Source organism: Microbacterium bandirmense, assembly GCF_037204185.1.
Lineage (GTDB): Bacteria > Actinomycetota > Actinomycetes > Actinomycetales > Microbacteriaceae > Microbacterium > Microbacterium bandirmense.
The window spans coordinates 43,867-63,152 of sequence record NZ_JBBDGM010000009.1; the positions used below are offsets into that span (position 1 = coordinate 43,867).

Sequence of the window (19,286 nt, forward strand, 5' to 3'; positions counted from 1 at the left end):
GCGAATCAGAGGGGGCCTCGACGCTGCTGGGGGGCTTCGACGACGTGGCTGAGCCCCGGGTCTACTTCTTGCCCTGAGCGGCGACCGCCGCGGCGCCGGCAGCGGCGGCCTCGGGGTCGAGGTAGCGACCGGGGGCGGTCGGGACGTTGTTCTCATCGAGCTCGTACACCAGCGGAATGCCGGTGGGGATGTTCAGCTCGGCGATGTCGTCGTCGCTGATGTTCTCGAGGTGCTTGACCAGACCGCGCAGCGAGTTGCCGTGCGCGGTCACCAGCACCGTCTTGCCGGCCTCGAGGTCGGGGACGATGGCATCGTTCCAGTACGGCAGCAGGCGTTCGATGACGAGCTTCAGCGACTCGGTGCGCGGCACCTCGCCGTCGATTCCGACGTAGCGGGGGTCGTTCACCTGGCTGAACTCGCTGTCGTCGTCGAGCAGCGGCGGCGGCACGTCGAACGAGCGACGCCACAGCTGGAACTGCTCGGGGCCGAACTCCTCGAGCGTCTGAGCCTTGTCCTTGCCCTGCAGCGCACCGTAATGGCGCTCGTTGAGGCGCCAGGAGCGCGTCACGGGGATCCACAGCCGGTCGGCGGCGTCCAGTGCGATGTCCGCGGTCTGGATGGCACGACTGAGCAGTGACGTGTGCAGCACATCGGGCAGCAGTCCCGACTCGGCGAGCAGCTCGCCGCCGCGGCGGGCCTCGTCCTTGCCCTGCTCGGTCAGGCGGACATCCACCCATCCGGTGAAGAGGTTCAGCTGGTTCCATTCGCTCTGGCCGTGCCGGAGCAGAATCAGGGTGCGCGTCATGGTGCCAGCCTATCGGCCCGCGGTGCGCGACTCAGCGGGCGTTGCGCGGATCCTCTGCGACGGGCCGGCGCGACAGCCGGGTCAGCCGCGGCACGCCGGCGGTGGCGCCCGCATCGGCCGGCACGATGACCTGCTGGGCGGCGGCGATGTCGACGCCCTCGTGCGTGCGCACGATCAGTTCGGTCACCGGGGCTCGGCGCGACAGCATCGCCAGCGCGATCGGACCGTCCTCGTAGTGCATCGCGATCGAGGTCACGTGGCCGACCTCGGCATCGCCGGCGAGCACGATGTCGCCCTGCGCGGGCATCACCACGTCGCTGCCGTCGAGCAGGAGAGCCGCGAGACGACGCGGCGGATGCCCGAGATTGTGCACCTTCGCGACCGTCTCCTGCCCGCGGTAGCAGCCTTTCGACAGGTGCACGGCGCTGCGGATCCAGTCGGACTCGTGCGGGATGGTGCGCTCATCGACCTCGTTCGACCAGCGCGGCCGCCATGCCGCGATGCGCAGCGCCTCCGCGGCCAGCGCTCCCGCGAACGGCGCCGTCAGCGCCGCGGGATCGTCGACGACGGCGACGCTCCAGGCGTAGTCGGATGCCGGATGCCCCTCCACCGCGGCGTACTGGTGGCCTCCCGGCTGCACCTCGTGCCACGGGTCGCGCCAGATCAGCGGCGTGCCGTTGGGCGCGGAGGGGGTCAGCCGCGCCTCCGCGGCGCCGCCCGCGAAGAAGCCCGCCAATGCGGCGTCGGAGCGCACCGTGACCGTGACGCGGGAGCGGAAGACCATCCGCTGCAGCCAGACGGCGAGCTTCTCGGCATCCGCCTCATCGGCGATCAGCCAGACCGACGCACCGTCCTCGAACACCGCGGCGGCGTGCTCGACACGCCCCTGCGGGTCGAGCACGAGCAGCTCGGTGCTGTCGCCGGCGCGCAGCCGTGCGACCGACTGCGAGGTGATGGAATCCAGCCAGGTCAGCCGGTCCTCGCCGGCGACCTCGATGAGGGTGCGGTCGGTGAGCGGCACGACGGCCTCGCCGGCGGCGAGCCGTCGCTGCTCGATGAGCGGGCTGCCGAAGTGCACGATCACCGCGCCGTCGCGAACGGCGCCGGGAAGCGCGTCGAACGCCGCCATGTCAGACCTTCGCCAGGCGCGCCGAGGCGTGCGACTTCAGGTTCTCGCCGAGGGCGGCGATGTCCCACGCCCACAGCAGGTGCGCGTCGACGAGTCCGTACATGCGGCTCGCGGCCGTGTACTGCTTCCCCCCGGCGGCGCGCACGACGGCATCCGTCGCGATGTCGATGCGGGGGCCGGCGATGCGGCCGAGGTACAGCTCGAGGGTGCCGTCGGAGTGTGCTACCGAGACCTCGATCGGGAATCCGTCGTCGGTGCGCAGCGCCTCGACGTCGTCGACGGTGCGCGCCGGCGCCGTCTCGGCGGGCGGCAGCAGGGCGGGGCCGGGATCGGATGCCTGGCGTGGGCGCGCCAGGCGCCAGAACCCGGTCTCGGAGAGCAGGGCGATCGGTTCGTCGTCACCCTCGAGGCCGAGGAACGATGCCGACGCCGCGTAGTTCAGGAACGGCCCGCCGTCATGGCTGAAGCTCACCCGGTGCGAGAACTCGCCCTGGAAGCGGTGATTCCCCGCGGTGTACTCGATGACACCGGTGCCCTCCCAGACGCCGAGCAGCCACGACAGCGGCGCCAGCTCAGCGGGGAGATCCGTGGGCAGCTCGATCACGGCGGAACGGAATCAGCGCTGGCCGCGGAACAGGTTGACGAGCACGACGCCGGCGACGAAGGCGATCGCGAGGCTCGCAAGGCCCAGCAGGCCGAGGAAGAAGAATTCGAGCGCGACGAGGTCCATGCTCGACAGTCTAGTCACCCTGTTGACCACTCGGGTCCGTCCGAGACCGTGGGAGTGCAGTCAGAGGGCGGTCGCGAGCGCCGCGATGGCGAACGCAGCCGACACGATGCCCATCAGCACCAGCGATCCCACGATGCTCGCCGACACCCGCACGATGTATCCCTGGGGTCGGGCGTAGGCGAGCTGCACGGCGAACGACAGCAGCACGACGCCGCCGAAGGCGATCAGCAGCCAGCCGGTGCGGATGTCGGCAGGCAGCGCGAAACCCAGCACGAGCGCCGTCACCAGGGCGACGCTCCACACCGCGATCACGCCGTGGAAGGCGTTGCGCGGAGCCAGTGCCACATCCTGCATGACGCCCATCGTACTCGGCGACCGCTCGGATGCCGTCGTCGCATGGCGCAGACGGCGGCTCTCACCCCGTTAACATGAATCCGTGGTCCTCCTGCTGGCACTCACCCCGGCCCCCGACGCGGAGCCGGTGCTGCCAGCGCTCGGGCTGCTCTCGCACAGCATCCGCCGGCATCCGATCGACAGCTCCCACCTGCTGTCGCTGCCCGACTGCGACGCGATCCTCGTCGACGGGCGCAGCGACCTGCTCGCCGCCCGCGCCGCGTGCCGTCTGCTGCGCACCGCCGGCAGCGAAGCACCTGTGCTGCTCGTCGTCACCGAGGGCGGACTGAGCGCGGTGACACCGGATTGGGGCTTCACCGAGCTGATCCTCACCGGTGCCGGTCCCGCCGAGATCGATGCCCGCATCCGTCTGGCGCTGGCGCGGGACAGCGACGAGGCGCCCGCGCGCGTGCAGGCCTCAGGCATCACGATCGACGAGCATTCGTACTCGGCCAAGCTGCACGGTCGCCCGCTGGACCTCACGTACAAGGAGTTCCAGCTGCTGCACTTCCTGGCCACGCACCCCGCACGGGTCTTCACCCGCGAGCAGCTGCTCAGCGACGTGTGGGGGTACGACTACTTCGGCGGCACACGCACCGTCGACGTGCACGTGCGGCGGCTGCGCGCGAAGCTCGGCGAGGCGGATCAGATCATCGGCACGGTGCGCAACGTGGGCTACCGCTTCAACCTGCACGAGGAGCCCGCGGCCGGCGAGGACTGAGTTCGCCCATTCGACACCGGGGGATGCGAGGATGTACCCCATGATCGATCCCGCCCTCGTCGAAACCGGACTCGAAGACGCCGAAGACGATGACTTCGACGCGCATGAGACACCGGATGCGATCCTGCCCGATCACCGCTACCACGACCGCGAGGTGAGCTGGCTGGCGTTCAATCAGCGCGTACTGGAACTGGCTGAGGACCAGGCGCTCCCCGAACTGGAGCGGGCGAACTTCCTGGCGATCTTCGCCAGCAACCTCGACGAGTTCTTCATGGTGCGCGTCGCCGGCCTCAAGCGCCGCATCCTCACCGGTCTGGCGGTGCCGACCAACGTCGGCCGCGCCCCCAGCGACGTGCTCGCCGACATCTCGAAGGAGGCGCACGCCCTGCAGCTGCGTCACGCCGCCGCCTGGAGCGATCAGGTCAAGCCTGCGCTGGCGGACGCGGGGATCGAGATCACCGACTGGGACGATCTGACCGATGCCGAGCGGGCAGCGCTGGGCGAGTACTTCCAGGCGCAGGTCTTCCCGGTGCTGATGCCGCTGGCCGTGGATCCCGCGCACCCGTTCCCGTACATCTCGGGTCTGTCCCTGAACCTCGCGATCCGCATCCGCAACGCCCGCACCGGCCGTCAGGACTTCGCACGACTCAAGGTGCCGCCGATGCTGCCGCGCCTGATCGCGGTGCCCGGTGGCGGTCAGATCCTGCGCTTCATCCGCCTCGAGGAGCTGATCGCGAACCACCTGAACGATCTCTTCCCCGGCATGGAGGTGCTCGACCACCACGCGTTCCGCCTCACCCGCAACGAAGACGTCGAGATCGAGGAGGACGAGAGCGAGAACCTCATCCAAGCGCTCGAGGCCGAGCTGCTCAAGCGACGCTTCGGCCCGCCGATCCGGCTCGAGATCACCGACGACATGGACGACGTCACCCTCGAGCTGCTGATCAAAGAGCTCGACATCACGGGCCAGGAGGTCTATCGGCTGCCCGGGCCGCTCGACCTGCGCGGACTGTTCGACCTGTCGCGCATCGACCGGCCCGACCTGCGCTATCCCCCGCACCTGCCCACGACCGCCGTGGCTTTCCAGCCCGGTGACAGCAACGAGCGACCCGACATCTTCCGCGCGATCGGCAAGTCCGATGTGCTGGTGCATCACCCGTACGAGTCATTCGCGACGAGCGTGCAGGCCTTCCTCGAACAGGCGGCGCGCGACCCGCAGGTGCTGGCCATCAAGCAGACCCTGTACCGCACCTCGGGCGACAGCCCGATCGTGCAGGCGCTCATCGACGCGGCCGAGGCCGGCAAGTCTGTGCTGGCGCTGGTCGAGGTGAAGGCCCGGTTCGACGAGGCCGCCAACATCGTCTGGGCCCGCAAACTCGAGAAGGCCGGCGTCCACGTGGTGTACGGCCTGGTGGGGCTGAAGACGCACTGCAAGCTGGCCCTGGTGATCCGCGAGGAGGACGGCGCGCTGCGTCACTATTCACACGTCGGCACCGGCAACTACAACCCCAAGACCAGCCGCATCTACGAGGACTTCGGTCTCTTCACCGCCGACCCGCTCGTCGGGCGCGACCTGACCCGCCTGTTCAACGAGCTGAGCGGCTACGCGATCGAGAAGAAGTTCAAGCGCCTGCTCGTCGCCCCGCTGCACCTGCGCAAGGGGCTGCTGCGGCACATCAACAACGAGCGCAAGAACGCCGAGGCCGGCAAGCCCGCCCGAATCCGCATCAAGGTCAATTCGATGGTCGACGAGCAGATCGTCGACGCGCTGTACCGGGCGAGCATCGCCGGCGTGAAGATCGAGGTGTGGGTGCGAGGCATCTGCGGACTGCGCGTGGACCTGCCAGGGGTCAGCGACAACATCACGGTGCGCAGCATCCTCGGCCGCTACCTCGAGCACTCGCGGCTGTTCATGTTCGACAACGACGGCGACCCGATCGTCTACATCGGCAGCGCCGACATGATGCACCGCAACCTGGATCGCCGCGTCGAGGCGCTGGTGCGACTGCAGGAGCCCGCGCACATCAGCGAGCTGCACGACCTGTTCGATCTCGCGATGGATCCTCGCACCAACTCGTGGCACCTCGGCACGGGCGGCGTCTGGACCCGCGCGGAGTCCAGCGACGACGCACCCCTGATCGATCTGCAGGACCGCACGATGGCCAATGTGCAGAGCCGTCGCCGTCGCAAGCAGACCCGCCGATGAGCGACACCGCGGTCTACGCGGCCGGCGCGGTGGTCTGGCGTCTGATCGACGACAAGCTGCGCGTGCTGCTGATCCACCGCACCAAGTACCGCGACGTGACCCTGCCCAAGGGCAAGGTCGATCCCGGCGAGATGCTCGCCGAGACCGCGGTGCGCGAGGTGCGCGAGGAGACCGGCATCCGCGTCAGTCTCGGCGTGCCGGTCGGGATCAGCAAGTACTGGATGCGGCCGAAGCGACAGAAGATCGTGCACTACTGGGCCGCCCATGCGACCGACGATGCGATCCGCGCGTCGACCTTCGTGCCCAACGGCGAGATCGCGGCCGTCGAGTGGGTGAGCCTGAAGAAGGCGCGCCGGCGTCTGAGCTATCCGGTCGACGTCGAGATCCTCGAGAACTTCGCGCAGCTGGTCGACGACGGTGTGCTGCACACCTTCCCGCTGATCGCGCTGCGGCATGCGAAGGCGGTCGGGCGCTCGGACTGGCAGGATGCCGACGCCGCGCGCCCCCTCACCGAGAAGGGCATCCGGCAGGCGAAGGCCGTCGTCGCACCGCTGCGCGCGTTCGGCGTGCGCCGGATCGTCACCAGCGATGCACTGCGCTGCCGGCAGACCGTGGCACCGCTGGAGAAGAAGCTCGGTCGCGAGGCGCGCGTCACCGCCAAGATCAGCCAGGATGCCTGGGAGGACGGCACCGCCGACGTGCGTCACGTCGTGGGGAACCGCGTGCGCTCACGCAAGCCCGCCGTACTGTGCAGTCACGGACCGGTGCTGCCCGCCGTCGTGTCGGAGCTGGCGCTGGCGACCGGCACCGTGCACGGCTCGTACATCGACAGTGCCAGCGACCTCGGAATGGCCGCCTTCTCGGTGGTGCATCTCTCGGCGACCAACCCCGGTTCGGGCATCATCTCGATCGAGACGCACGAACCCAAGGTCTAGGCGTCCGATTCCGTTCACCTTCCGTTCACCCGCCTGGGAGAGTCTCGTTAACCGTCGCTCGTAGCGTCACTGTGTGCCCGGCACCGGGCATCCAAGAATCCCCGATCGAACGGACCCACAGTGAAGATCTCCCGCATCGCTCGAATCGGCGCCATCGGCGCCGTGGCCGCCCTCGCTCTCACCGGCTGCGCCGCGAACGAGGCGCCGGCCGCCGACGGTTCGGCCGCCCCTGACGCGGCATCGACGCTCGAGGGCACCCTGCGCGCCACCGGCGCCTCGTCGCAGGGCGCAGCCCAGGAGGCCTGGGTGGCCGGCTTCCAGACCGCCAACACCGGCGTCACCATCAACTACGAGCCCACCGGTTCGGGCACCGGTCGCGAGAACTTCCTCGCCGGCGCCAGCGACTTCATCGGCTCGGACCGCGCGTTCAAGCTCGATGAGTTCGCCGAGGGCGGCTTCCAGATGTGCGCATCGGATGCCATCGTCGAGGTCCCCCTCTACATCTCGCCCGTCGCCGTCGCCTTCAACCTCGAGGGCATCGACTCGCTGAACCTCGACGCGAAGACGATCGCGGGCATCTTCGCCGGCCAGATCACCAACTGGACCGATCCGGCGATCGCCGAGCAGAACGAGGGCGTCGCGCTGCCCGACCTCGCCATCTCGCCGGTGCACCGCTCCGACGACTCGGGCACCACCGAGACCTTCGCCACGTACCTGGCGGCGACCGCCTCCGACATCTGGACCTTCGAGCCCTCGGGCGAGTGGCCGATCCAGGGCGGCGAGGCCGCTCAGGGCACATCGGGCGTCGTGCAGGCGATCACCGCCGGCAACGGCGCGATCGGCTACGCCGACGCCTCGCAGACCTCCGAGCTCGGTCAGGTGCACGTCGGCGTCGACGGCGAGTACGTCGCCTACTCGGCCGACGCCGCTGCAGCGCTGGTCGAGAGCTCGCCGCTGGAGGAGGGCCGCGGAGCCGGCGACCTCGTGTTCGCCGTCGACCCGGCTGCCGCACCCGCCGGCTCGTACCCGATCGCCCTGGTCAGCTACCTGATCGCCTGCGAGGAGTACGAGGACGCGAACACGGCCGCCCTGGTCAAGTCGTACTTCGAGTACATGGCCAGCGAAGAGGGCCAGAACGCCGCTGCCGACAACGCCGGCAGCGCCCCCATCTCGGCAGGGCTGCGCGACAAGGTCCTCGCCGCGATCGACACGATCAAGGTCGACTGATACACACGATGACAAGCGACTGATCCGATGCCCTCGCACCCCAACCGGGCGCGAGGGCATCGGAGAGTCCGCGATACAGCATCCGACGGCGCGGCATCCGATCCGCACCCCACCCGATTCCACCCGAACAGCAGGAGAACATGACCACGACGACCAGGCCGGCGCGGACCGCGCCCCCGATCAAGGCGAAGCAGCGTCTCGGCGACCGGGTCTTCTCGGGCACCGCGCTCGGCGCAGGAATCATCATCCTCGTCGTGCTCGCGGCGGTCGCGGCGTTCCTGATCATCCAGAGCATCCCCGCGTTCGCGCCCGACACGACCGACAACCACATCCTGAACGGAGGCTCCTTCTGGGCCTACGTCGGGCCACTCGTGTTCGGCACCGTGTGGGTCTCGTTCATCGCGCTGCTCATCGCCGCACCGATCTCGATCGGCATCGCACTGTTCATCTCGCACTACGCCCCGCGCCGGCTCGCCGGCCTCCTGGGCTACATCATCGACCTGCTCGCCGCTGTTCCCTCGGTGGTCTTCGGCCTGTGGGGCGGTCTGGTGCTCGCGCCGCTGCTGCAGCCGATCTACGCCTGGCTGAACCAGTACATGAGCTGGGTCCCGTTCTTCGGCGGGCAGGTGTCGTCCACCGGAAAGACGATCATGACCGCCGCGCTCGTACTCGCGGTCATGGTCATCCCGATCATGACCGCCATCTGTCGCGAGGTGTTCCTGCAGACCCCGAAGCTGCATGAGGAGGCCGCCCTCGCCCTCGGCGCCACCCGCTGGGAGATGGTGCGCATGGCCGTGCTGCCCTTCGCCCGCGGCGGCATCGTCTCGGCGACGATGCTCGCGCTCGGTCGCGCGCTCGGAGAGACCATGGCCGTGACCATGGTGCTCTCCCCCGCGGCCGTCTACAGCTTCCTGGTGCTCACCGCCACCAACCCGACCCCGATCCCGGCGAACATCGCCCTCGCGTTCCCCGAGGCACACGGCACCGGCGTGAACACGCTGATCGCGACGGGTCTCATCCTGTTCATCGTGACCTTCGCGGTCAACGCGCTGGCCCGCTGGATCGTCTCGCGCCGCGCCGAGTTCTCGGGAGCGAACTGACATGACCACGCAGACCCCGGATCGAACCGTCATGACGACGCAGACCACCAACTCCGCCCCACTCACCGCCGGTCGCCTGGCGCGCTGGGCGCCGTGGGCGCTGCTGGGGGCATCCCTCGTCGTCTCCGTCGCCGTCTTCGCCGTGGCATCCCCCACCGGCAACCCCGCCGACTTCAACATCGCCGGCGCCGTCATCGTGGGCGTGCTGCTGTACATGGTGCTCATCACGGTGATCTCCTCGATCGCCGAGAGCCGTCGCAAGGCCGTCGACCGGCTGATGACCGCGCTGGTCGCCACCGCGTTCACGGTCGCGCTGCTGCCGCTGATCTCGCTGCTGTGGACGGTCGTCACCAACGGCATCGCCCGCTTCGACGCCGAGTTCTTCAGCTATTCGATGCGCAACATCGTCGGCGAGGGCGGCGGCATCGTGCACGCCATCTGGGGCACCGTGCTCATCACCATGATGGCCGCGCTGATCGCCGTGCCGGTCGGGCTGATGACCTCGATCTACCTCGTCGAGTACGGCCGGGGGCGCATCGCGAAGGGCATCACGTTCTTCGTCGATGTGATGACCGGCATCCCCTCGATCGTGGCCGGTCTGTTCATCTACTCGGTGTTCGCCCTGATCATCCGGCCAGGGATCTCGATGGGCTTCATGGGCTCCCTCGCGCTGGCGGTGCTGATGGTGCCCGTGGTGGTGCGAGGCAGCGAGGAGCTGCTGCGCATCGTGCCCAACGAGCTGCGCGAGGCCGCCTACGCGCTCGGCGTGCCGAAGTGGCTGACGATCCTCAAGGTCGTGCTGCCCACCTCGATCGCCGGCATCACCACCTCGGTCATGCTCGCCATCGCGCGCGTCATCGGCGAGACGGCTCCTCTGCTGCTGACGGCCGGGTTCACGGCCAGCCTGAACACGAACCTGTTCAGCGGCCAGATGATGACGCTGCCCGTGTTCGCGTACAACTCCTACATGAATCAGGGCACGAACCCCGACGCGTCGCTCGCACGCGCCTGGGCATCCGCCCTCACCCTCATCCTGATCGTCATGCTGCTGAACCTGATCGCGCGCCTGATCGCGAAGTGGTTCGCCCCGAAGACCGCCGGCCGCTGAGCCGCTCCCCCGAAGGAATCCCGATATGTCCAAGAGCATCGAAGTCAACGACCTCAACGTCTACTACGGCGACTTCCTCGCCGTCGAGGGCGTGTCCCTCGAGATCCAGCCCCGCAGTGTGACGGCCTTCATCGGCCCGTCCGGCTGCGGCAAGTCCACGTTCCTGCGCACGCTGAACCGCATGCACGAGGTGATCCCCGGCGCGCGCGTCGAGGGTGAGGTGCTGCTCGACGGCAACGACCTGTACGGGCCCGGCGTCGACCCGGTGCTGGTGCGCCGGCAGGTGGGCATGGTCTTCCAGCGCCCGAACCCGTTCCCGACCATGTCGATCAAGGAGAACGTGCTCGCGGGCGTCAAGCTGAACAACGGCAAGATGTCGAAGAGCGACCAGGACTCGCTCGTCGAGCGGTCGCTGCGCGGCGCGAACCTGTGGAACGAGGTCAAGGACCGTCTCGACAAGCCCGGTTCGGGGCTGTCGGGTGGCCAGCAGCAGCGTCTGTGCATCGCCCGCGCGATCGCCGTCGAGCCCGAGGTGATCCTGATGGACGAGCCCTGCTCGGCCCTGGACCCGATCTCGACCTACGCGATCGAGGAGCTCATCGGCGAGCTGAAGAACGACTACACGGTCGTCATCGTCACGCACAACATGCAGCAGGCCAGCCGCGTCTCCGACAAGACGGCGTTCTTCAACATCGCCGGCACCGGCAAGCCCGGCAAGCTGATCGAGTACGACGAGACCTCGACGATCTTCACCACCCCGAGCGTGCAGGCCACCGAGGACTACGTCTCCGGCCGGTTCGGGTAGGTCGCGGCGCGGCCGGTTTCGGCACTGCTGCGCCCCGTGCCGGATTACTGACGGCCATCCGTTCGGACCGCGTGTCGTGCGTGCGACACGCCGTGCGGACGACCACTCTTCAGTAATCCGGCACACTCACTCGTCCTGCACAATTTCAGATCGAGCCAAGTTGTCCCCCGTCACCGGGATCGTGCACTTCCGCGAGCGCATGATGTCGGATGCTCGGACGGGTGACGTTCCAACTAGCCTCGACAGCACTCGCCGAAATCGGTCCGATCGCCCGTGCCGGCGATCTGCGCGCACGGGGTGTGTCACGTCGCGAGATCGCACGTGCGGCGGAGGCGGGTGAGATCCGCAAGGTGCGACGTGGCGTATACGCCGCCGTCGGCACGGACGATTCCTGGATCCACGCCGCCGAGCACGGCGGAGTGCTCAGTTGCGTGACGGCGGGGCGGATGCTGGGACTGTGGATTCTGGAAGACGGCGACGAACTGCACCTCTGGTTCGGCCATGCCGGCAATCCCCGGGTCTGCGGGCGTCACTCCTGCGAGCCGCACCCGCACTGGGATGACGGCGAGAGCAGGCTCGGCGAGCCCCCGCCTGTCCGCAACGTGCTCCTTCAGATCGCCCAGTGTTCCGAGGAGGAGACGTTCTTCTGCGCCCTGGAGTCCGCATTGCGCAAGTCGATGCTGGGCGTCGGCGACATCCGATGGCTGGCAGAGCGTGTGCCTCAATCCGTGTGCTGGCTGCTCGGGTTCGCCCGTGCCGACGCCGACAGCGGACTGGAGTCGCTGATCCGCCTCCGCCTGCACCGGCTCGGCATCTCGGTGCGCACTCAGGTGCAGATCGACGGGGTCGGCGAGGTGGATTTCGTCATCGGAGATCGTCTGATCATCGAGGCGGACGGCAAGGAGAACCATGACGACGGAGAGGTCGATCCGGCGAGGCCGCAGATCTCACTGCGCCACAAGGACCTGATGCGTGACGCACGGGCTGCCGCTCGCGGCTACGAGACGCTGCGCTTCAATTACGCAATGATCGTGCACGACTGGCCGACGGTGGCAGCCGCGATCCTGGCGAGAATCGGTGTCGGGGCGCACCTGTACCGCCGTCCGACATGTGTCTGATTACTGATCAGCACCGGGCCGGTCGGCGCGTCGTCGCCGCGACACGCCGCGGGGCCGGCGGTGCATCGGTGATCCGGCCCGCATTCAGCGCGGCGAGAGCAGGAACGCATTGAGCTCGGCGGTGAGGGCGGGGTCGGATGCCAGGGGCGCGCCGTCCACGGCCGTGATCGCCACCGCCTGACGGATGCTCGAGACCAGCCACGCGGCGTCGGCCGTGGCCAGGTCGGTTGCCGACAGCTTCGCATAGCGGGTCGCGAGACCCTGCGATTCGAGGTGTTCGAAGACGGCGAGCTGGGTGGTGCCGTGCAGGATGCCGGCCGACGGCGCCGTGGTGAGGAATTCGTCGCCGCAGCGGATGATCAGCGACGCGGTCGGCGCCTCGAGCACGTAGCCGTCGCGGGTGACGAACACCGCATCGTCGGCGCCGCGCCGGCGCGCCTCGCGGAGTGCGGCCATGTTGACCGCGTACGAGAGCGTCTTCGCCCCGAGCAGCAGCCACGGCGCCCGCTCCCCCGCCCCGAGGTCGTAGCCGCGGTCGAGCGTCACCACGCGCACCCCGTCACGGCGCACAGCCGTGTAGTCGGGCGCGGAGGATGCTGTCGCCCAGGCGGTCGGTGCGGGGCCGTGCTCCACCCCGCGGCTGAGGATCAGCTTGACCACGCCCTCGCCCAGCGGCGCGTGTGCGGCGGCGGCCGTGACGGCCTGCCGCCACTGCTCGAGGTTCGGGGCGGGCAGGTCGCACAGCCGGGCGGAGTGCGCCAGGCGCTGCACGTGCGCCTCGACCTCGTTCGGATGCCCGTCGACGACGCCGATCGACTCGAAGACGCCGTCGCCGCGCTGCGTGCTCAGCTCTCCGACGCTCAGCGCGGGGGCGGTGACGTCGATCGGCGTGAAGGTGCCGGAGTAGTCGTCGCGGGTGTCCGCCGCATCCGCGGGAGCGATCATGAGTGCGTAGCGCTGTGCCATCCGCCCAGCCTACGACCCCGGGAATACCACCGCCTCAGACGCGTTACACTTGATCGGCCGGGCCGCATAACCCCGGGCTCCAAATTCTGCCGCTGCGAGCGGCCTTCCGCCGAGAGGCGTTCTTGCGGTCCGGCTCTTTCCTGCCCTGATCCGGGCGCGCGTCGGCGATGTCAGACGAGGTTGCCACGGCGCCACGCGCCGGCAGCTGCCGTCAGGTCCTCGGCGTAGGCCGTCAGCCGCAGCGCACGCCGGGTGAGCTCACCCGCCCGATCGGGCTCTGTGGCCTCGTAATCGTCGGCGATGTGCGTGGCACCGGATGCCTGCACACGGCAGTACGACGAGGCACGCTCCAGAGCGATGGCGAAGTCGCCGCGGAACACCCCGCGCAGGATCGTGTCGACCAGCGCGACCAGCTCGTCGGGGTTCGCCGGCGCGGGAGCCCCGGCGATGACAGCATCCGCCGTGCGCAGCTCGTGCCTTCCGCGCTCGTACAGCAGCGCTGTGAGCGGCGCGTCGGATCGGATCGCGATCTGCAGCAGGTACAGACGCCACAGTGCCCCCGGCAGCGAACGCGCCGGCGCGTGCGACCACAGCTCGGCGATCTCATCGATGCCGTGCTCGGCGGCGAAGCCGATCAGCCGGTCGGTGACGACGCCGCTCTCGTCACTGCGGGCGCGCTCGAGCAGAGCGGATGCTGTCGCGTGCGCCACGCGCGACTTCTCGGCCGGGTCCTCGCGTCCGACGAGGTTGTCGAAGGCCGCGGTCGGTCGGCGGACGGGGCGGTGGAACTGCTCGGGCATCCCTCCAGGGTACGCGCGGTGGTCGGGCACGGGCGCGGTGATCTGCTGCTGGTCTTCGCGGGAGGAACCTGCCAGACTGGGACCGTTGTTTGTTAGGCCTACTGCCTAATTAATGACGAACCGTTCTTGATCGCAACCGAAGGAGTTTGTGTGAAGCACCGATACCCCGCCCTCGCGGCGGCGGGGCTGATCGCGGGAACGCTGCTCGTGGCAGCGCCGGCGACAGCATCCGAATCCGACCCCACCCCGACCACGACGCTCAACGGCTACCGCAACGTCGGCTATTACGGCCAGTGGCGCGCGAACGGCGAAGCCGGCGCGACCATCAAGCGTCTCTTCATCGACACGCCCGCCGGCCAGAACCTCACCCACCTGAACTACGCGTTCGGCAACATCGCCGGATCGCAGAGCGCCATCGACGACGCCATCTCCGCGGGCACGCAGGGCCTCGCCGACGTCGATCCCTACACCTGCTTCATCTCCGACGGCATCGCGCCGGCGTCCGGCGAGACCGAGACCGCCGGCGACGCCGACAGTTCGTGCACAGCTACACCGCCGAGGAATCGGTGCTGGGGATCGCCGACACCCCCGACCAGGCCCTGGCCGGGAACTTCAACCAGCTCCGGCAGCTCAAGCGCCTCTATCCCGACATGAAGATGCTGGTGTCACTGGGCGGCTGGTCGTGGTCGAAGTCGTTCTCCGATGCGACGGCGACACCCGAACTGCGCGAGAGGCTCGCCGAATCGTGCATCGACCTGTACATCCGCGGCAATCTGCCCGAGATCGACGGACGCGGTGGCGACGGCGCGGCCGCGGGGATCTTCGACGGGTTCGACCTCGACTGGGAGTGGCCCGGCGCACCGGACTGGTCGCAGGAAGTCGGCAACAGCGTCGACCCCGAGAACGACAGGGCGAACTTCCTCGCGTTCGTCGGCGAGCTGCGCGCACAGCTCGACGCTCTCGAGCCCGAGACCGGCGACGACTACGAGCTCAGCGCGTTCGTGCCCGCCAGCCCGACGGTGATCAGCGCCGGCGGCTGGAACGATCCGGCCCTGTGGAAGCTGCTCGACTTCGGCAACCTGCAGGGATACGACCTGTGGGGCTCGTGGTCGGCCGAGACCGGCCACCAGGGGAACATCCACGGCGACCCCGACCACAACTGGGGCCTGGGCATCGACTCGATCGTGGCGAGCTACGTGAACGCCGGTGTTGATCCTGGGCAGTTAAACCTGGGCCTGGCGGCCTACGGGCAGGGGTGGCGCGATGCCCAGCCGCAGCCCTGGACACCCGCGACGGCAGGCCACGGCCAGCTGTCCTGGGATGAGCTGTCGGCGCGCGACCTCGAGTTCCACCACGAATACACCGCCGACGGATCGTTCGACGCCACCTGGGCGTACGACGCCGAACGGCAGGAGTTCTGGTCGCTCGACGACCCGACCGCCGCAGCGGAGAAGGCCCGCTGGGCGATCGCGAACGGACTGGGCGGCGTGGACTACTGGGACATCGGGCAGGACGTCGACGGCGACCTGTCGATCGCAGCGGCCGCCGTGCTGCGCGAGGCCGCCGAAGGGCCCGTCGCGGGCGACGGTGCCCTGCTGTGCGAGGTCGGCGGCGATGCGCAGCCGTGGAACGCCGGCGCGACGTACCGTGCGGGCGACCTGGTGTTCCTCGACGGCAGGGTGTCTGAGGCGCAGTGGTGGGCGAAGGGCTCCGAGCCCGGCGCATCGACGACGGGGCCGTGGGCCACGCTGACCGCCTGCGGCGTGGATGCCGGTGAGCTGCAGCAATGGTATGACGACACCATCTACACGAAGGGCGATCAGGTCGTCCACGAGGGTGTGACCTACACCGCCAAGTGGTGGACTCGCGGTGAGGCACCTGGGTCGGCGTGGGGGCCGTGGCGCTGAGCGCCGGTCCGTCGATCCGCTGACACGCGCGTCGGCGGGCAGCTCGTGGGAAGCTGCCCGCCGGCGCGCGTCTACTTGTCGCTCATGCGGTGGCGATGACGATGACCGGGTCGCTGGACGGAGCGCCCGTCGGCGAACCGCCTAGGGGCTCGACGGTCACCGCGATCACGTCGCCGCCCTGCATCGGCTGGTCGAGCAGTGCGGTCGCATTCCCTCTGGAGGTGTCGAAGACGCCGGCGGAGATCGGCTGATCTCCGCGCACGAACCACAGCTCATAGCTCTCGTCGTCGGGCAGGTCGTCGATGCCGCGCGTGACGAGCACCGCCTTGCCGAGCTCATCCGACCAGTGCGCGGTGGCCGAACCGCCGCTCTCGAGGTCGACGGTCGCCTCTTCGGCGTCGTCCGCAGACCGGATCTGCTCCAGCGCGACGACCGATGCCGGGCGCTGCAGCTGCGACACGATCTGCGCCGTCCCCACGCCGACGCCCACCAGCAGCACCAGGCAGGCCGCCAGGGCGAAGATCAGCCGGCGACGACGGTGCACGCCGCGCACGGGTGCCGGTTCGGCGTCGGCGGGCGGCTCGGCGGGTGGCGTCGGGTCGTCCGCACCTGATGCCGGGGATGCGTCCTCGCCCTGCGAGGTCGTCGAGATGCGCTTCATCAGTTCCGCGCGGATGCCCGTTGGAACGTCGACCGGCGGCAGCGCGTCGGCGAGCGCAGCCGCGGTGTCGAGATCGGCGTCGGCGAGCGCCTGCCATTCGGGATGCTGCGCCAGGGCTTCCTGGAACCGCCGCTCGTCAGCATCCGACAGCGCGTGCAGGGCATGCCCGGCGGCGAGCTCGGAGAACTCCTGCTCGTTCATGTCGACACCCCCAGTTCGCCGCGCAGCCGCGACATCCCGTCTCTCATTCTCGTCTTCACCGTTCCCAGCGGTGCACCGGTCAGCGCGGCGATCTCGCTCTGCGAGTATCCGCCGTAGTAGGCCAGCACGAGCGCCTCCTGCTGTGCCTCCGGCAGAGCGACCAGGGCACGGGCGACCTGCTGTCCTTCGAGTCGCGACTCGACCTCTTCCGCGACCAGGTCGCGCGCGGCGTCGAGATCGCGGATGCCGACGCGCACGTCGCGGTCGGCGCTGGACTGCGAGGAGCGCACCCGGTCGACGGCCCGGCGATGTGCGATCGTGAGAACCCACGACCTTCCCTGCCCTCTGTTCGGAGCGAAGCGCCCGGCGGATTGCCAGATCTCCAGGAAGACCTCCTGCAGCACTTCCTCGCTCTGCGAGCGATTCACGACGACCCGGAGTATCAGCGCGAAGACCCGCGGGGAGAGCATGTCGTACAGCTCGGCGAACGCGCTCTGGTCGCCGTCGGCGACGCGCAGCAGAAGGTCGGCGACACCGTCGCGCGCGGAGCCGTCCTCAGGCACGTCCACGCCATCGATGACCATCTCGACAAGCATGCCGCATCCGCTCCTCCCGCTCTCGCACGCCACTCCGTCACCCGAAGGTGAATGAGAAGGCGCGCACTCCCGGCGTGAGTTCGAGGGTCAGGATGCCGTCGTGGGCTTCGCCCTCGACGAGCGGGTACGAGCGGGGCGTGCCGTCCACCCGGATCGTCGTGCTGGTGCCGTCATCGAGACGGGCGACGATCTCGCCGGAACCGGCGAGCACGACGCGCACCTCGGATGCCCGGTACGACAGTCGGATGCCCGCCTCGCCGCCTGCCGCGGGGGTGACGTACTGCGTGTCGACCTTCCATCGGCCGTCCAGCGCGAACGAGTCTTCCGGCATCGCCCCGGGGAACTCGAACTCCTCCCGGCCGGCGCCGTAGTCACCCGCTCCCCCGTAGTTGACCTCCTTGGACCAGCCGAGGAAGGTCTCACGGGTGGTCGATCCGATCTCCGGCGTCGTGTCGGTCACCTCGGTGGGCTCAGGCAGCGCGATGCCGGGGTCGGCGTCCTGCAGCAGCTCTCTGATCATCTTCTCGGTGGCCGCGTAGTTGCCCTCGCCGAAGCTGATGTGCCGCACGGTGCCGTCCGCGTCGATCAGGTAGTGGGCGGGCCAGTACCGGTTCCGGTACGCGGTCCAGGTGGACAGGCTGTTGTCGAGCGCGACCGGGTATTCGATCCCGAAGTCCTCCGCTCCCGCGCGGACGTTGCCGATCTGCTTTTCGAAGGCGTACTCCGGCGAGTGGATGCCGATCACGCGCAGACCGGCGTCACGATACGTCTCGTCCCAGGCCACCACGTGCGGGATGGAGCGCTGGCAGTTGATGCACGAGTACGCCCAGAAATCGATCAGCACGACCTCTCCGCGCAGATCCTGCAGATCGATGGCCGCGCCTTCGGGCGTGTTCAGCCACGCCTCGATGCCGCGGATGGCCGGCGCGGTTCCGCATTCCTCCAGCACCGTGGCGCCGTTCGTGCAGTTGTCGAGCTCGCGGTTCTCATCGGTGACGAGTCCACCCAGGTCGAGAGCGTCGCCCTGGCGCTCGGCGAGATCCTGCTGAAGGCCGGCGGTGTAGTCCGGCAGCAGTCGCTGCAGCATCTGCGGAACGTTGAAGACCAGCCCGACGGCGAGCGCGATCATCGCGATACCGGCGGTGATCCGCAGCGCGCGCTCCCTCGTGCGGAAGGCGCGGATGCGCTCGACGAGGCCCCGCCCGGCGAGGGCGAAGAAGAGCAGCGGCACGGCGACCCCGATGGCGAACGACACGGTGAGCAGCACGGTGTCGATGCCGATCCGCCCGGTGGACCCGGCGACGATGATGGCCGCCAGAACCGGCCCTGCGCACGGGACGAACACTGCGCCGAGCGCGAGTCCGACACCGAACCCTCCACCGCGGTTGGCCACCTCTCTGCGGGGGATCCATTGGAACGGCTTCTCGAGGAGCTGCTCCAGGCGCGGGACGATGAGCGCGATGCCGAGCAGCAGGAGCACGGCGATGCCGACCCAGCGGATCACATCCTGCGGCAGGTCGAGCAGGCCGAGGATCAGCGAGCCGACGAGGGTGACCAGGCTGAAGCTGAGCATGAGGCCCGCGATCACCAGATAGGGACGGCTGCGACGAGCCGGAGTGACCTCGCCGTCGTATTTCGCGGACTGCGCCCCACCCGTCAGGAAGATGACGGGGAGCACCGGCAGGATGCACGGTGAGATGCCGGTGATGAGACCGCCGAGCAGCCCGATGATGATCAGATCCATGATCCGCCTTCCGTCGCTGATTCTTCGGATCTGATCCGGGATCGGATTGGCGCCGGACGGACTTGAAACTTATCTCGCTCCGATCCCATCCGATCGCGATGGGTCTCCGAACAACCTCCAACGCCGCGGGTTCA

The 19,286-nt window shown here is 69.0% G+C and carries 19 protein-coding genes; 10 read left to right on the top strand and 9 right to left on the bottom strand.

Features of this window, described 5'->3' with window-relative positions; all coding sequences use genetic code 11:
- Positions 1 to 61: 61 nt before the first annotated feature.
- The 4 genes from WDU99_RS11600 to WDU99_RS11615 form a co-directional block, all read right to left on the bottom strand.
- Positions 62 to 805, bottom strand: coding sequence for a phosphoglyceromutase (locus WDU99_RS11600; RefSeq protein WP_337332623.1), 744 nt, complete (start codon positions 803 to 805; stop codon positions 62 to 64).
- A 31-nt stretch (positions 806 to 836) separates the two neighbouring features.
- Positions 837 to 1,934: a CAF17-like 4Fe-4S cluster assembly/insertion protein YgfZ gene (gene ygfZ, locus WDU99_RS11605; RefSeq protein WP_337332624.1), complete on the bottom strand. Its 1,098-nt coding sequence runs from the start codon at positions 1,932 to 1,934 to the stop codon at positions 837 to 839.
- A 1-nt stretch (position 1,935) separates the two neighbouring features.
- Positions 1,936 to 2,538 (bottom strand): nitrobindin family protein, encoded by a 603-nt coding sequence (locus WDU99_RS11610; RefSeq protein ID WP_337332625.1) that lies wholly within the window; start codon positions 2,536 to 2,538, stop codon positions 1,936 to 1,938.
- A gap of 186 nt (positions 2,539 to 2,724) precedes the next feature.
- Positions 2,725 to 3,018 (bottom strand): hypothetical protein, encoded by a 294-nt coding sequence (locus tag WDU99_RS11615; protein WP_337332626.1) that lies wholly within the window; start codon positions 3,016 to 3,018, stop codon positions 2,725 to 2,727.
- A gap of 82 nt (positions 3,019 to 3,100) precedes the next feature.
- On the opposite strand from WDU99_RS11615, the gene WDU99_RS11620 reads away from it, so the two are divergent.
- From WDU99_RS11620 to WDU99_RS11655, 8 genes are all read left to right on the top strand, one after another.
- The gene (locus WDU99_RS11620; RefSeq protein WP_337332627.1) at positions 3,101 to 3,778 is read left to right on the top strand and encodes a winged helix-turn-helix transcriptional regulator; all 678 of its coding nucleotides are present in this window, start codon (positions 3,101 to 3,103) and stop codon (positions 3,776 to 3,778) included.
- 40 nt (positions 3,779 to 3,818) lie between these two features.
- Entirely contained in the window at positions 3,819 to 5,984 is a 2,166-nt protein-coding gene (locus tag WDU99_RS11625) for an RNA degradosome polyphosphate kinase (protein ID WP_337332628.1), read from the top strand.
- Positions 5,981 to 6,919: an NUDIX hydrolase gene (locus WDU99_RS11630; RefSeq protein ID WP_337332629.1), complete on the top strand. Its 939-nt coding sequence runs from the start codon at positions 5,981 to 5,983 to the stop codon at positions 6,917 to 6,919. Before WDU99_RS11625 ends, WDU99_RS11630 begins: the two co-directional genes overlap by 4 nt.
- Positions 6,920 to 7,039: 120 nt before the next feature.
- Entirely contained in the window at positions 7,040 to 8,146 is a 1,107-nt protein-coding gene (locus WDU99_RS11635) for a phosphate ABC transporter substrate-binding protein PstS (RefSeq protein ID WP_337332630.1), read from the top strand.
- A 140-nt stretch (positions 8,147 to 8,286) separates the two neighbouring features.
- A complete protein-coding gene (pstC, locus tag WDU99_RS11640) occupies positions 8,287 to 9,246 on the top strand; it encodes a phosphate ABC transporter permease subunit PstC (RefSeq protein WP_337332631.1) in 960 nt (319 codons plus the stop codon).
- A gap of 1 nt (position 9,247) precedes the next feature.
- A complete protein-coding gene (gene pstA / locus WDU99_RS11645; RefSeq protein ID WP_420064009.1) occupies positions 9,248 to 10,354 on the top strand; it encodes a phosphate ABC transporter permease PstA in 1,107 nt (368 codons plus the stop codon).
- Between the two features lie 25 nt (positions 10,355 to 10,379).
- Positions 10,380 to 11,159, top strand: a complete 780-nt coding sequence (gene pstB, locus WDU99_RS11650; RefSeq protein ID WP_337332632.1) for a phosphate ABC transporter ATP-binding protein PstB — start codon at positions 10,380 to 10,382, stop codon at positions 11,157 to 11,159.
- Positions 11,160 to 11,380: 221 nt separating this feature from the next.
- Positions 11,381 to 12,277 carry a type IV toxin-antitoxin system AbiEi family antitoxin domain-containing protein gene (locus WDU99_RS11655; protein ID WP_337332633.1) on the top strand — a complete coding sequence of 299 codons (897 nt, stop codon included), beginning with the start codon at positions 11,381 to 11,383 and terminating at the stop codon, positions 12,275 to 12,277.
- Positions 12,278 to 12,361: 84 nt separating this feature from the next.
- Here the strand turns inward: WDU99_RS11655 and WDU99_RS11660 are convergent, their stop codons facing one another.
- On the bottom strand, positions 12,362 to 13,243 hold the full coding sequence (locus tag WDU99_RS11660; RefSeq protein ID WP_337332634.1) for an aminotransferase class IV: 882 nt from the start codon (positions 13,241 to 13,243) through the stop codon (positions 12,362 to 12,364).
- Positions 13,244 to 13,413: 170 nt separating this feature from the next.
- Positions 13,414 to 14,043, bottom strand: coding sequence for a DNA-directed RNA polymerase subunit beta (locus WDU99_RS11665; RefSeq protein WP_337332635.1), 630 nt, complete (start codon positions 14,041 to 14,043; stop codon positions 13,414 to 13,416).
- 150 nt (positions 14,044 to 14,193) lie between these two features.
- On the opposite strand from WDU99_RS11665, the gene WDU99_RS11670 reads away from it, so the two are divergent.
- Positions 14,194 to 14,697 (top strand): hypothetical protein, encoded by a 504-nt coding sequence (locus WDU99_RS11670; protein ID WP_337332636.1) that lies wholly within the window; start codon positions 14,194 to 14,196, stop codon positions 14,695 to 14,697.
- Positions 14,583 to 15,950 carry a glycosyl hydrolase family 18 protein gene (locus tag WDU99_RS11675; RefSeq protein ID WP_337332637.1) on the top strand — a complete coding sequence of 456 codons (1,368 nt, stop codon included), beginning with the start codon at positions 14,583 to 14,585 and terminating at the stop codon, positions 15,948 to 15,950. The genes WDU99_RS11670 and WDU99_RS11675 overlap by 115 nt, the downstream gene beginning before the upstream one ends.
- Positions 15,951 to 16,032: 82 nt before the next feature.
- Here WDU99_RS11675 and WDU99_RS11680 read toward each other — a convergent pair whose 3' ends face one another.
- From WDU99_RS11680 to WDU99_RS11690, 3 genes are read right to left on the bottom strand one after another with little or no spacing between them, the layout of a single operon-like run.
- Positions 16,033 to 16,812, bottom strand: coding sequence for an anti-sigma factor (locus WDU99_RS11680; RefSeq protein WP_337332638.1), 780 nt, complete (start codon positions 16,810 to 16,812; stop codon positions 16,033 to 16,035).
- Positions 16,809 to 17,408, bottom strand: a complete 600-nt coding sequence (gene sigK / locus WDU99_RS11685; protein WP_337332639.1) for an ECF RNA polymerase sigma factor SigK — start codon at positions 17,406 to 17,408, stop codon at positions 16,809 to 16,811. The genes WDU99_RS11680 and sigK overlap by 4 nt, the downstream gene beginning before the upstream one ends.
- 37 nt (positions 17,409 to 17,445) lie before the next feature.
- Positions 17,446 to 19,152 (bottom strand): cytochrome c biogenesis protein CcdA, encoded by a 1,707-nt coding sequence (locus WDU99_RS11690; protein WP_337332640.1) that lies wholly within the window; start codon positions 19,150 to 19,152, stop codon positions 17,446 to 17,448.
- Positions 19,153 to 19,286: the final 134 nt, after the last annotated feature.